This is a genomic window from Variovorax sp. ISS6 (genome assembly GCF_056523145.1).
Genome location: NZ_JAWRZC010000001.1, coordinates 6,341,438 through 6,354,384, shown reverse-complemented (window position 1 = coordinate 6,354,384; position 12,947 = coordinate 6,341,438). Strand labels below are relative to the sequence as shown.

At 71.3% G+C, this 12,947-nt stretch carries 11 protein-coding genes; 10 read left to right on the top strand and 1 reads right to left on the bottom strand.

What is annotated here, in order from left to right; translation table 11 throughout:
* Positions 1–23: 23 nt before the first annotated feature.
* Complete coding sequence (locus AC1HIL_RS29250) at positions 24–269, bottom strand: hypothetical protein (protein WP_057594398.1); 246 nt, start codon at positions 267–269, stop codon at positions 24–26.
* Between the two features lie 168 nt (positions 270–437).
* On the opposite strand from AC1HIL_RS29250, the gene AC1HIL_RS29245 reads away from it, so the two are divergent.
* The 10 genes from AC1HIL_RS29245 (at position 438) to AC1HIL_RS29200 (ending at position 12,924) form a co-directional block, all read left to right on the top strand.
* Positions 438–1,952, top strand: coding sequence for an efflux transporter outer membrane subunit (locus AC1HIL_RS29245; protein WP_422096111.1), 1,515 nt, complete (start codon positions 438–440; stop codon positions 1,950–1,952).
* A 4-nt stretch (positions 1,953–1,956) separates the two neighbouring features.
* Complete coding sequence (locus AC1HIL_RS29240; protein ID WP_479670635.1) at positions 1,957–3,174, top strand: efflux RND transporter periplasmic adaptor subunit; 1,218 nt, start codon at positions 1,957–1,959, stop codon at positions 3,172–3,174.
* The gene (locus tag AC1HIL_RS29235; RefSeq protein WP_413762572.1) at positions 3,171–6,341 is read left to right on the top strand and encodes an efflux RND transporter permease subunit; all 3,171 of its coding nucleotides are present in this window, start codon (positions 3,171–3,173) and stop codon (positions 6,339–6,341) included. Before AC1HIL_RS29240 ends, AC1HIL_RS29235 begins: the two co-directional genes overlap by 4 nt.
* Before the next feature lie 22 nt (positions 6,342–6,363).
* A complete protein-coding gene (locus AC1HIL_RS29230) occupies positions 6,364–7,050 on the top strand; it encodes a heavy metal response regulator transcription factor (protein ID WP_057597212.1) in 687 nt (228 codons plus the stop codon).
* Positions 7,047–8,423 (top strand): heavy metal sensor histidine kinase, encoded by a 1,377-nt coding sequence (locus AC1HIL_RS29225; protein WP_057597213.1) that lies wholly within the window; start codon positions 7,047–7,049, stop codon positions 8,421–8,423. The genes AC1HIL_RS29230 and AC1HIL_RS29225 overlap by 4 nt, the downstream gene beginning before the upstream one ends.
* A gap of 153 nt (positions 8,424–8,576) precedes the next feature.
* A complete protein-coding gene (locus AC1HIL_RS29220; RefSeq protein WP_057597214.1) occupies positions 8,577–9,515 on the top strand; it encodes a DedA family protein/thiosulfate sulfurtransferase GlpE in 939 nt (312 codons plus the stop codon).
* Positions 9,516–9,572: 57 nt separating this feature from the next.
* Positions 9,573–10,961 (top strand): cache domain-containing protein, encoded by a 1,389-nt coding sequence (locus AC1HIL_RS29215; RefSeq protein ID WP_261210731.1) that lies wholly within the window; start codon positions 9,573–9,575, stop codon positions 10,959–10,961.
* A 14-nt stretch (positions 10,962–10,975) separates the two neighbouring features.
* Positions 10,976–11,629: a response regulator gene (locus AC1HIL_RS29210; protein WP_057597216.1), complete on the top strand. Its 654-nt coding sequence runs from the start codon at positions 10,976–10,978 to the stop codon at positions 11,627–11,629.
* Between the two features lie 314 nt (positions 11,630–11,943).
* Positions 11,944–12,234 carry an HU family DNA-binding protein gene (locus AC1HIL_RS29205; RefSeq protein WP_057597217.1) on the top strand — a complete coding sequence of 97 codons (291 nt, stop codon included), beginning with the start codon at positions 11,944–11,946 and terminating at the stop codon, positions 12,232–12,234.
* Positions 12,235–12,384: 150 nt separating this feature from the next.
* A complete protein-coding gene (locus AC1HIL_RS29200) occupies positions 12,385–12,924 on the top strand; it encodes a C40 family peptidase (RefSeq protein WP_296728331.1) in 540 nt (179 codons plus the stop codon).
* Positions 12,925–12,947 lie beyond the last annotated feature (23 nt).

Below are 12,947 nucleotides of genomic sequence, written 5' to 3'. Positions count from 1 at the left end.
CGCGGCCGGCGCCGCCTTGCGCCTCAGCGCCAGCCGCGGTGCCAGCCCGCGTGCGGGTTGTACCAGCCCCAGCCGTAGTGCGGGTGGTAGCGCCAGCCCCAGCCGGGGCCGGGCGAGACGTAGGTCGGGCCGACGATGGCCACGCCCACCGGCGGTTCGATCGGCGCGGCATACACGGCCGCGCCGTGCACCGGCCCCACCGGTGCCACCACGCAGGCACTGAGACTGGCCGCCGCGGCAAGGGCCGCGGCAATCGCTGCGAGTTTCATGGGTCGCTCCTGAGAATGCGTTGTTGAAGACTTCGGCTTCTTCAATGCCGCGGGCGGTCCCGAAGCCGACGCGGCGGCGGTAAAGATTTCTTAGCGCGCGCCAACTGACAGCTTTGTCAGGAAGTCGACAGCGAGCGGTTGGAAGGCGGGTCCTAGAGTGGCCGCACCATGGCTCGCTTCGCCGCTCCCCCCTTCTCCGACCTCCCGCGCCGCGCCCTGCGCGCGCCCGCCGCGGCCGCGCTGGCCGCGCTGCTGCTCGCGGGCTGCGCGGTCGGCCCCGACTACGTGCGGCCGGCGATGGAACTGCCCGCGGCCTACAAGGAAGACGGCCCGTGGAAGACCGCCACGCCGCGGGCCATCGATCCCTCGCACCCCTGGTGGGAAGCCTTCGGCGACACCACGCTCAACGCGCTGGTGGTGCAGGCCAATGCCGCCAACCAGAACATCCGCCAGGCCGAGGCCCAGTACCGCGAGGCGCGCGCGCTGGCCTCGGCCGCGCGCGCCGGCTTCTATCCCACCCTCGGCCTGAACGCCGGCGCCAACCGCGCGCAGACCAACAGCACCGGGAGCATCGAGCGCCGCACCACCGACACCCTGGGCCTCGCCGCGAGCTGGGAGCCTGACGTCTGGGGCGCGGTGCGCCGCTCGGTCGAGGCCGGCGATGCCGGCACGCAGGCCAGCGCCGACGATCTCGCGGGCGCGCGCCTGAGCATCCAGACCACGCTGGCGCAGGACTACCTGCAGCTGCGCGCCATCGACCTGCAGCGCGCGCTCTATGCCACCACCACCGCCGCCTATGCGCGCGCGCTCGAGCTCACGCAGCACCAGTACGCGGCCGGCACCGTGCTGCGCTCCGACGTGGCACTGGCCGAGAGCCAGCTGCGCACCGCGCAGGCGCAGGGCGTGGATCTCGAGGCGCAGCGCGCCCAGCTCGAGCATGCGATCGCGGTGCTGACGGGCCAGGCGCCGGCACGCTTCTCGCTGGCCGCGCTGCCGGCCAGCGAGAACCCCGCGCTCGCCAATGCCGGCACGCTCGGCGTCCGACTGCCGCTCGCGCCCGCGGGCCTGCCTTCGGAACTGCTCGAGCGCCGCCCCGACATCGCCGCGGCCGAGCGCCGCGTGCAGGCCGCCAATGCGCAGATCGGCGTGGCCAAGGCCGCGTACTTCCCGCAGATCGTGCTGAGCGCGAGCGGCGGCTTCAGCGCCGGCAGGCTGGCTTCGCTGTTCGACACGCCGAGCCGCGTCTGGTCGCTGGGCGCGGTGCTCGCGCAGACCGTGTTCGACGGCGGCCTGCGCAAGGCCCACAGCGAGCAGGCCGTGGCCGCCTACGACGCCTCGGTCGCGCTCTACAAGCAGACCGTGCTCGGCGGCTTCCAGCAGGTCGAGGACAACCTCGCCACCCTGCGCGTGCTCGACCACGAATCGCAGTTGCAGGCGCAGGCCGTGCAGGCCGCGCAGACAGCCGAGCGCCTCGCGCTGGCCCAGTACCGCGCCGGCACCGCCACCTACCTGAGCGTGGTGACCGCGCAGCAGCTCTCGCTGACCAACCAGCGCACGGCCGCGCAACTGCTGGCGCGCCAGCTCGCCGCCAGCGTGGCGCTGATCGCGGCCACCGGGGGCGGCTGGCATGCCGATGCCGCCGATGCCGCCACCACCGCCGCCGCAACGACTTCCGGAACCTGATGCCATGACGAATCCAGCCCCTTCCCACACCGGCCCCGCCAGCGACGACGCCGTTCCCCGCGCGCGACGCAGCGCCGCCTGGTTCGCCGTCGCCGCCCTCGTCGCCGTGCTCGGCGGCGGCGCCTGGACCCTGGGCCGCAAGGCCTCGGCCGCCACGCCCGAGGCCAGGGTGCCGCCGGTGCTGGTGACCACCGCGCCGGTGCGGGCGCAGGACGTGCAGGTCTACCGCAGCGGCATCGGCACCGTGGCCTCGATGGCCACCGTCACCGTCAAGGCGCGCATCGACGGCCAGCTCGACAAGGTCGGCTTCGTCGAGGGCCAGGACGTGAAGGCCGGCCAGATGCTCGCGCAGCTCGATCCGCGCACCCTGCAGGCCCAGCTCGCGCAGGCCCGCGCCACCCAGGCGCGCGACCAGGCGCAGCTCGGGAATGCGCGCGCCGACCTCGCGCGCTACACCACGCTGATCGCGCAGGACGCGGCCACGAAGCAGCAGCTCGACACCCAGAAGGCGCTGGTCGGCCAGCTCGAGGCCACGGTGCAGACCGATGCCGCGCAGGTGCAGTACGCCCAGGTGCAGCTGAGCTTCACGCGCATCGACGCGCCGATCGACGGCCGCGTGGGCGCGCGGCTGGTCGACCCCGGCAACATCGTCCATGCGGCCGACACCGGCGGGCTGGTGGTCATCAACCAGATCGACCCGATCGCGGTGCAGTTCACGCTGCCCGAGGACGCGGTGCAGGACATCAACCGGCTGCAACAGAAGGGCGCCGCGCCGCTCGCGGTGGTGGCCTACGACCGCGCCGGCACGCAGCAGCTGGGCACGGGCAAGCTGATCCTGCTCAACAACCAGATCGACACCACCAACGGCACGGTGCAGCTCAAGGGCAGCTTCGCCAATCCGCAGCACACCATGTGGCCCGGCCAGTACGTCAACGTGCGGCTGCAGCTCGACCGCCGCGCCGGCGCGCTGACCGTGCCGGCCGCCGCGGTGCAGCGCAGCCAGGACGGCACCTACGTCTGGGCCGTCGATGCCGAGAACAAGGCCAGCTCGGTGCCGGTGCATGTGGTGCAGATCGCCGACGGCACGGCCGTGCTCGACCAGGGCGTGGCCGCCGGCCAGCGCGTGGTGGTCGACGGCCAGTACAAGCTGCGGCCCGGCGCCACGGTGGCCGAGAACAGGACCGCGGCCGGCGGCAACAACGCGAGCGGGGTGCGCAATTGAGCATTTCCGCCGCCTTCATCAAGCGCCCGATCGGCACCACGCTGCTCGCGCTGGCCATCCTGCTGGTCGGCGCCGCGGTGTTTCCGCTGCTGCCGGTGGCGCCGCTGCCGCAGGTCGACTTCCCGACCATCCAGGTCTCGGCCAACCTGCCGGGCGCCAGTCCCGAGACCATGGCCTCGAACGTGGCGCAGCCGCTGGAGCGCCAGTTCTCGCTGATCGCGGGGCTGACGCAGATGACCTCGACCAGCGGCCTGGGCAGCACCCAGATCACGCTGCAGTTCGACCTCGACCGCAGCATCGACGCCGCCGCGCTCGACGTGCAGGCGGCCATCAACGCCTCCACCGGCCAGCTGCCGGCCAACCTGCCGAGCCCGCCGACCTTCCGCAAGGTGAATCCGGCCGACTCGCCGATCCTGATCCTGTCGGTGCAGTCCAAGACGCTGCCGCTGACCGAGGTCAACGACTACGCCGACAACATCCTCGCGCAGCAGATCTCGCAGATCTCGGGCGTGGGCCTGGTCAACATCGGCGGCGCGCAGAAGCCCGCGGTGCGCATCCAGGTCGATCCGGCCAAGCTCGCGGCGCTGGGCCTGAGCCTGGAGGACGTGCGCACCGTGCTGTCCTCGGCCACCGTCAACGCGCCCAAGGGCACGATCGACGGGCCGAACCAGAGCTTCACCGTCTACACCAACGACCAGCTGCTCAAGGCCCAGCCCTGGAACGACGTGGTGCTGGCCTACCGCAACGGCGCGCCGATCCGGGTGCGCGACCTCGGCGTGGCGGTCGACGGCCCCGAGAACGCGAAGATCGCGGGCTGGGCCTATGCCGGCGCCGCCGCGCCCGCGGGCAGCACGGTGCAGAACGGCCGCTCGATCGTGCTGGCCATCACCAAGCAGCCCGGCGCCAACGTGATCGAGACGGTGGACCGCATCAATGCCGCGCTGCCGCGGCTCAAGGCCTCGATCCCGCCGACGGTGGACGTCAACGCCATCATCGACCGCACCCAGACCATCCGCGCCTCGGTCAAGGACGTGGAGTTCACGCTGCTCCTGACCATCGTGCTGGTGGTGGCCGTGATCTTCGTGTTCCTGCGCAACGTGGCGGCCACGCTGATCCCGAGCGTGACGGTGCCGCTCGCGATCCTCGGCACCGTGGCCATGATGTACCTGCTGGGCTACAGCCTCGACAACCTCTCGCTGATGGCGCTGACCATCGCGGTCGGCTTCGTGGTCGACGACGCCATCGTGATGCTCGAGAACATCTACCGCTACGTCGAGGAGGGCATGGCGCCGCTGGAGGCCGCCTACAAGGGCGCGGGCGAGATCGGCTTCACCATCGTCTCGATCTCGGTCTCGCTGATCGCGGTGTTCATCCCGCTGCTGCTGATGGGCGGCATCGTCGGGCGGCTGTTCCGCGAGTTCGCCGTCACCGTCACCCTGACCATCGTGGTGAGCGTGGTGATCTCGCTCACGCTCACGCCGATGCTGTGCTCGCGCTTCCTCAAGAACGAGCATGCGCGGCGCCACGGGCGGCTGTACCTGCTGTGCGAGCGCGGCTTCGACGCCATGCTCGACGGCTACAAGCGCGGGCTGCACGTGGTGCTCGACCACCAGTTCATCACCTTGATGGTGTTCATCGCCACCGTGGTGGCCACGGGCGCGCTGTTCGTGGTGATCCCGAAGGGCTTCTTCCCGCAGCAGGACACGGGCTTCATCTCGGGCTTCGCCGAGTCGGCGCAGGATGCCTCCTTCGCCTCGATGAACGCGCGCATGCTCGAGCTGGCCGACGTGGTGCGCAAGGACCCCGACGTGACCGGCTTCGGCATGAACGGCAGCTCGTCGACCTACAACACCGGCAACTTCTTCATCAGCCTCAAGCCCAAGGACGAGGGCCGCACCGCCAATGCCGACGAGATCATCGCGCGGCTGCGCCCGCAGCTCGCGAAGGTGCAGGGCGTGAACCTGTTCCTGCAGGCGGGTCAGGACATCCGCGTGGGCGGGCGCTCCTCGCGCACGCAGTACCAGTACACGCTGACCGACTCGAACCTCGACGAGCTCAACACCTGGGCGCCGCGCCTTTTGGCCAAGCTGCGCCAGGTGCCCGAGGTGACCGACCTCGCGACCGACCAGCAGAACGCCGCCGCCTCGGCCGTGCTGACCATCGACCGCGACCGCGCCTCGAGCTTCGGCATCTCGCCGGCCGCGATCGACGCCACGTTGTACGACGCCATCGGCCAGCGCCAGGTGGCGCAGTACTTCACGCAGCTCAACAGCTACCACGTGGTGCTCGAGGTGACGCCCGCGCTGCAGCAGGATCCGGCGCTGTTCGACAAGCTCTACCTGAGCGCGCCAGCCACCGGCCAGCAGGTGCCGCTGTCGACCTTCGTGAAGGTCGACACCAGCAAGACCGCCTACCTCTCGATCAGCCACCAGGGCCAGTTCCCGGCCGTGACGATCTCGTTCAACCTCGCGCCCGGCGCCTCGCTGGGCCAGGCGGTCGACGCGATCAAGGCCGCGCAGTCCGAGATGGGCATGCCGCAGTCGCTGACCGGCGCCTTCCAGGGCACGGCCCAGGCCTTCCAGGATTCGCTGGCCTCGCAGCCCTACCTGATCGCGGCGGCGCTGGTGGCGGTCTACATCGTGCTGGGCCTGCTCTACGAGAGCTACATCCATCCGCTGACGATCCTCTCGACCCTGCCCTCGGCCGGCGTGGGGGCGCTGCTGATCCTGATGGCGGGCGGCTACGACCTCAGCGTGATCGCGCTGATCGGCATCATCCTGCTGATCGGCATCGTCAAGAAGAACGGGATCATGATGATCGACTTCGCGCTCAAGGCCGAGCGCGAACAGGGCATGAAGCCGCACGAGGCGATCTACCAGGCCTGCCTGCTGCGCTTCCGCCCGATCATGATGACCACCATGTGCGCGCTGCTCTCGGGCCTGCCGCTGATGCTGGGCCACGGCTCGGGCTCCGAGCTGCGCCGGCCGCTGGGCTACGCCATGGTCGGCGGGCTGGTACTCTCGCAGGCGCTCACGCTGTTCACCACGCCGGTGGTCTACCTCTACCTCGACCGCGCCCACTACTGGTACCTGCGCCGCAAGGAAGCGCGCATGGCACGCAAGGCGGCCAAGGCCGGGCAGGCACCCTCGCAGGCGCAGGCGCATTGAGCACCGGAGACAACGCCACGCCATGAAGATCCTGATCGTCGAAGACGAGTTGAGAACCGCCGACTACCTCTCGAAGGGGCTGACGGAGCAGGGCTGCGCGGTCGACATGGCGCACAACGGCATCGACGGCCAGCACCTGGCGCTCACCCACGACTACGACGTGATCGTGCTCGACGTGATGCTGCCGGGCCAGGACGGCTTCTCGGTGCTGCGCGGGCTGCGCGCCGTGAAGCAGACGCCGGTGATCATGCTGACCGCGCGCGACCGCGTGGAGGACCGCGTCAAGGGGCTGCACGAGGGCGCCGACGACTACCTGGTCAAGCCCTTCTCGTTCCTCGAGCTGCTGGCGCGGCTGCAGGCGCTGAACCGGCGCGGCCGCAAGCAGGAGCCGATGCAGTTGCGCATCGCCGACCTGCAGATCGACCTGCTCGCGCGCAAGGCCTTCCGCGGCGCCACCCGCATCGACCTCACGGCCAAGGAGTTCGCGCTGCTCGCGGTGCTGGCGCGGCGCCAGGGCGAGATCCTCTCGAAGACCGCGATCGCCGAGCTGGTGTGGGACATGAACTTCGACAGCAACACCAACGTGGTCGAGGTCGCGATCAAGCGGCTGCGCGACAAGATCGACGTGCCTTTCTCGCCCAAGCTGCTGCACACCATCCGCGGCATGGGCTACGTGATGGAGCTGCGCGAGGACGGCGCCACGCCATGAAGCGCTCGATCGCCGCGCGGCTGGTGCTGATGTTCGCGGCGGCGGCGCTCGCCACCTTCGCGTTGATCGGCGCGGCGCTGCAGGGCGTGCTGCTGCGCGAGCTCGAGCGCCACCAGTACGAGGAGCTCGACACCACGGTCAAGAGCCTGCAGTTCTGGATCCAGGCCATCGGCACGCCCGAGCGCTGGCCGCGCGTGCAGGCGCGCATGGACGCACTGACGCCCGAGGACGGCAGCACCCGCTTCTGGGTGCTCAGCGACGACCCGCGCTTCCAGTACGGCAAGGGCATGGCCGAGATCGACGCCCTCACGCGCGAGACCGGCCGCAGCCTGCTGCTGCCCGGCGAGGAGAAGCCCTACCGCACGCTGTCGGCCCACATCCCGCCGTTCGAGCAGCGCCCGGCCGTGCGGCTGATCGTGGGCAAGAACACCGAGCCCTATGCGCGCACGCGCCGCACCTTCCTCACGGCGCTGGTGTCGCTGGGCCTGGGCGCGGTGCTGGTGGTGGCGGCCGCCGGCTACTGGATCGCGCGCGTCGGCCTGCGCCCGCTCGACCAGCTCTCGCGCGAGGCGCAGGCACTGCGGCCCAAGATGCGCTCGCAGCGGCTGCGCTCGGGCGCGCTGCCGGTCGAGCTGTCGGGGCTGGCCGAGGCCTTCAACGGCGCGCTCGCGCGGCTCGAGGAAGCCTATGGCCAGCTCGAGGCCTTCAATGCCGACGTGGCGCACGAGCTGCGCACGCCGCTGGCCAATCTGATCGGCAGCACCCAGGTCGCGCTGTCGCGCCAGCGCAGCGCGCCGCAGTTCGAGGAGGTGCTGCAGGCCAACCTCGAGGACCTGGAGCGGCTGCGCTCGATCGTCAACGACATGCTGTTCCTCGCGCGCGCCGACCGCGGCGAGGTCGCCACCGGCCTGGTGCTGACGCCGGTGGCGCAGGAGGTGCGCAAGACCATCGAGTTCTTCGAGTTCGTGCTCGAGGAGAGCGGCGTGCAAGTCGAGATCGAGGGCGACGTGCTGGCGCAGGCGCAGCTCGAGACCGCGCTGTTCCGCCGTGCCATGTCGAACCTGCTGCAGAACGCGATCGAGCATTCGCCGCCGGGCGCGCGCATCGCGGTGCGGCTGCGCGAGACGCCCGCGGCGACCTGGATCGGCGTGTCGAACCCGGGCGCGCCCATCGCCGAGGCGCACCTGCAGCACCTGTTCGACCGCTTCTACCGCGTCGATGCCGCGCGCAACGACGGCGGCGAGCACCATGGCCACGGGCTCGGGCTGGCGATCGTGCGGGCCGTGGCCAGCATGCATGGCGGGCAGGTCGCCGCGGCCAGCGCGGACGGCGTGAATACCTTCGAATTCAGCGTCGCCCGGCCGGCGGCCTGAACCCGTCGCGCGGGGGCCGGCCATGACCCCCGGAACGCGCCGCAACCCGCATGGCCAATGGCCTCCCGGCGACAGGCCCTTGCGCCATGCCGCAGAATCCATGCCGCCCATGACCACGTCCGCACCCTCTTTCGCCATCACGGAGCCGTTGCCATGGCACAGCTGATGTCGCTCCTGGTGCAGAACGCGATCCTGGTGGTGTTCGCCGCCAGCTTCGCCGCCCGCCTGGGCCTGCCGGTGCCGGCGGCCGCGGTGCTGGTGGTCACCGGCGCGCTGCTCGCGGCCGGCGACATCTCGCTGGCCGGCGTGGTGCTCGCGGCGGTGGCGGCCAACCTGCTGGGCGACGGTGCGTGGTTCTATGCCGGGCGGCGCTTCGGCTACCGCTTCATGCGCCTCTTGTGCCGGATCTCGCTGGCGCCCGACTCCTGCGTGCGCCGCGGCGAATCGCTGATCGGCGACTGGGGCGGCCTGTCGCTGGTGGCCGCCAAGTTCGTGCCGGGCGTGTCGGTGGTGGCGCCGCCGATGGCGGGCGCGCTCGGCATGTCGGTGCCGCGCTTCATCGGCTTCGACATCGGCGCCGCGCTGATCTGGACCGGCCTGTTCCTCGGCCTGGGCTGGGGCTTCCGCAACCAGATCCAGGACGTGCTCGCGGTGATGGCGCAGGCCGGCGGCATCGCCACCATGGCCCTGGGCGCGCTGCTGGTCGTGTTCCTGGTGGTGCGCTGGTGGCGCCGCCGCGCCTTCATGCGCCTGACCGGCATGCCGCGCATCTCGGTCGACGAGCTGCACGAGATGCTCGCGGGCGACGAGCCGCCGCTGGTGATCGACGTGCGCGGCGCGGCCGGCCGGCAGGTCGATCCGCGCCGCATCCCGGGTGCGCTGTCGTACACGCTCAAGGCGCTGCAGCAGCGCGGCCTCGACCTGTCGGCCGCGGCCGGGCGCGACGTGGTGCTGTACTGCAACTGCCCCAACGAGGTGTCGGCCGCGCAGGCCGCGCGCGTGCTGCTGGCACGTGGCGCGCGGCGCGCGCTGCCGCTGACCGGCGGGCTCGATGCCTGGGTGGCCTCGGGCCGGCCGACCTCGCCGCACTGAGCCAGGCCCGGGCCCTGCGCGCCTGCCGGCGGGGCGGTGGTAGTCTTCGCGCCCGACATGAACCTGCGCACCAAGATCGTGGCCCTGGCCGTCGCACCGCTGCTGGTGGCGCTGGTGCTGGTCGCGCTCGCCGTGCGGCACCAGGAGCACGACCTCGCGCAACGCGAGCGCGCGCTGATCGAGCAGAGCTACATGACCCAGCGGCGCAACGAGCTGCGCAGCTATGTCGACCTCGCGATCAGCATCGTCAAGCCGCTGTACGACGCGGGCCAGGACGACGAGGCCACGCGCGCCGAGGCTTTGCGCCGGCTGGCCGCGCTCGACTACGGCGACGACGGCTACTTCTTCGTCTACGACCTGCAGGGCCGCTCGCTGATGCATTCGCGCCAGCCCGACCTCGTGGGCCAGGACCTCTGGGGGCTCAAGGATTCGAAGGGCCGCTTCACGATCCAGGACCTGATCGCGCGCGCGAAGGAGGGCGGGGGCTACGTCGAGTACGAATGGCGCAAGCCCTCGAGCACGCAGCGCGCGCCCAAGCTCGGCTACGTGGTCGCGCTGCCGCGCTGGAACTGGATGGTGGGCACCGGCCTGTACCTCGACGACATGGAAGCCACCATGCAGTCGCTCGACCGCCAGATCAGCGCCAACGTCACGACCACCCTGCTGTGGATCGCCGGCATCGCCGCGCTGTGCCTGGGCGTGGTCAGCGCCGGCGGCCTGCTGCTCAACCTCAGCGAGCACCGCGTGGCCGAGGCCAAGCTGCGCCTGCTCGCGCGCCGCGTGGTGCAGTCGCAGGAGGAGGAGCGCGGCCATCTCGCGCGCGAGCTGCACGACGGTACCAGCCAGACCCTGGTGTCGGCCAAGCTGCTGATCGAGTCGGCCGTCGATGCGCTCGATCGCGCGCGGCATCCCGCGCCGCCCGCGCTGGGCAAGGCGCTGCAGCGGCTCAACGATTCGCTGACCGAGGTGCGCCGCATCTCGCACCGGCTGCGCCCCGCGCTGCTCGACACGCTGGGCCTGCCGGCCGCGCTCGAGCGGCTGGTCGACGAGTTCGGCGAGGAGGGCCAGGGGACGACCGCCGCCTCGCTGATGGTCGAGGGCGAGCCCTTCGAACTCTCGCAGGAGGTGAAGACCGCGCTGTTCCGCACCACGCAGGAGGCGCTGACCAATGTGCGCAAGCATGCGCTCGCGCACGAGGTGCACATCGCGCTGGCCTTCGGCGAGCGCGAGGTGCGGCTCGAGGTCGGCGACGACGGCATCGGCTTCGACGTCGATGCCGTGCAGCTCGATCCGCGGCGCGGCATCGGCCTGCGCAACATGCGCGAGCGAGTGGCCTCGATCGACGGGCAGCTCGTGGTGCGCTCGGGCAGCGGGCGCACGCGCATCGTCGCGATCGTGCCCGCCGCGGCCGCGCGGGCCGTGCCACCCCTTTCCCCCTCCACCTGACGAACGCCCCGACGATGACGACCGCCAAGGCCCGCACCCCGGCTCCGATCCGCATCTTCCTGGTGGACGACCATCCGCTGGTGCGCGACGGCCTGCGCGCGCGGCTCGGCGCGCTGCCCGGGCTGGAGATCGCGGGCGAGGCCGGCAGCGCGGCCGAGGCGCTCGCGCAGATGGACAGCGTGCGGCCCGACCTGCTGCTGGTCGACATCGGCATGAAGGACATGAACGGCATCGAGCTGGCCGCGCTGCTGCTCGAGCGAGAACCCGCGCCGCACGTCGTGATGCTCAGCATGTACGACAACCCCGAGTACGTGCAGCGCGCGCTGCAGGCCGGCGCGCACGGCTACGTGCTGAAGGATGCGCCGGCGTCGGAGATCGTCGCGGCCATCGAGGCCGTGTCCGCGGGCGGTACCTTCCTGAGCCCGGCCGTGTCGAGGAAGCTGTTCCGCAACCAGACGCCGCGCCCGCTGCTCACGCCGCGCGAGAGCGAGATCCTCGCGGCGCTGGGCCGCGGCGAATCGAGCAAGCAGATCGCGCGCGACCTCGGCCTGAGCGTGCGCACGGTCGAGGCGCACCGCCAGAGCATCAAGCGGCGGCTCGGGATCGAGGGGCAGGCCGAGCTGATCAAGTATGCGGTGGAGCATGCGAGGGAGTTCGAGCGGCGCTGAATGCGCCGCAAAAGTTCCCGTTGGCACGCACTTGGCGCGAACTTCGGAGTTTCCGAACGAAACGGACGTAAACGAATGAGCGCCGGCGTCGCGCCGACCGCACAACCCGCGCCCGCATGAGGTAGAACCGCAGCCTCGCCGCGCGGGGATGGATCGCTCCGGACCCGTGCATCGTTCACGTTGCCTCGCTTTCGCGTGCGTGCCGGCCGGAGGCCGGCGTAGCGCCCGTTAAATTCGAGCCGGTGCGCCCCCGCCGCTTCGCCGCGCGGGGGCGTCACCGAACCGTCATCTCAATCCACAAGGAATCACTCGTTTTGAACAAGACCGACCTCATTGCCGCCATCGCCAACGACACCAGCCTGAGCAAGGCCGACGCCGCGCGCGCCCTCGACGCCGCCCTCGACAACCTCTCGCGCGCGCTCGCCGGCGGCGACACGGTGCAACTGATCGGCTTCGGCACCTTCGCGGTGACCAGCCGTCCCGAGCGCACGGGCCGCAACCCGTCGACCGGCGAACCCCTGACCATCAAGGCCAGCAAGGCCCCCAAGTTCACCGCCGGCAAGGCGCTGAAGGACGTGGTGAACGGCGCGGCACCGCAGGCCTGATCCCGTGCCCCGCGGCGCGCCTCGCGCGCGCCGCATCCCCAGCCCTCCGCGGGCCCGCGCATCCGATGCGCGTGGAGCGCGGAGGGTTTGCTTTTGGCGCGCGCGCATTCGCGCTAGAGTGCGCGCACGTCCACAAGACCCGCCCTCGACATGCCAGACGCACGCGCGCACCACCCCGGCCACCGCATCCCGAAGCAACTGCATCGCTTCCTTGCCGCCGGGGCCTGCGCGGTGGCGATCCTGGCCGCGGGCTGCGCGAGCCGGCCCACTTCGCCCTCCTCGCCCTCGACCCCGACCGTGCGCAGTTCGCCGCTGAGCGACGAGCAATCGAACAGCATCGCGATCCACGCGCTCGGCCTGGTCGGCACGCCGTACCGCTACGGCGGCAACACGCCCGCCGGCGGCTTCGACTGCAGCGGCCTGATCGGCTATGTCTACCGCGAGAGCGTGGGCCAGGCCGCGCCGCGCACCGTGGCGCGCATGGCCTCGTTCGGCCAGAGCGTGCCCACCGCGGAGATGCGCACCGGCGACCTCGTGATCTTCGGCGCGGGCACGCCCACGCATGCCGGCATCTACGTCGGCGCCAACCGCTTCGTGCACGCGCCCTCGACCGGCGGCGAGGTCCGGCTCGACCGGCTCGACGGCATCTACTGGTCGCGCCAGCCGGTGCAGGTGCGCCGGCCGGGCTAGGCCCTCGGGTTTTCCATTACGCA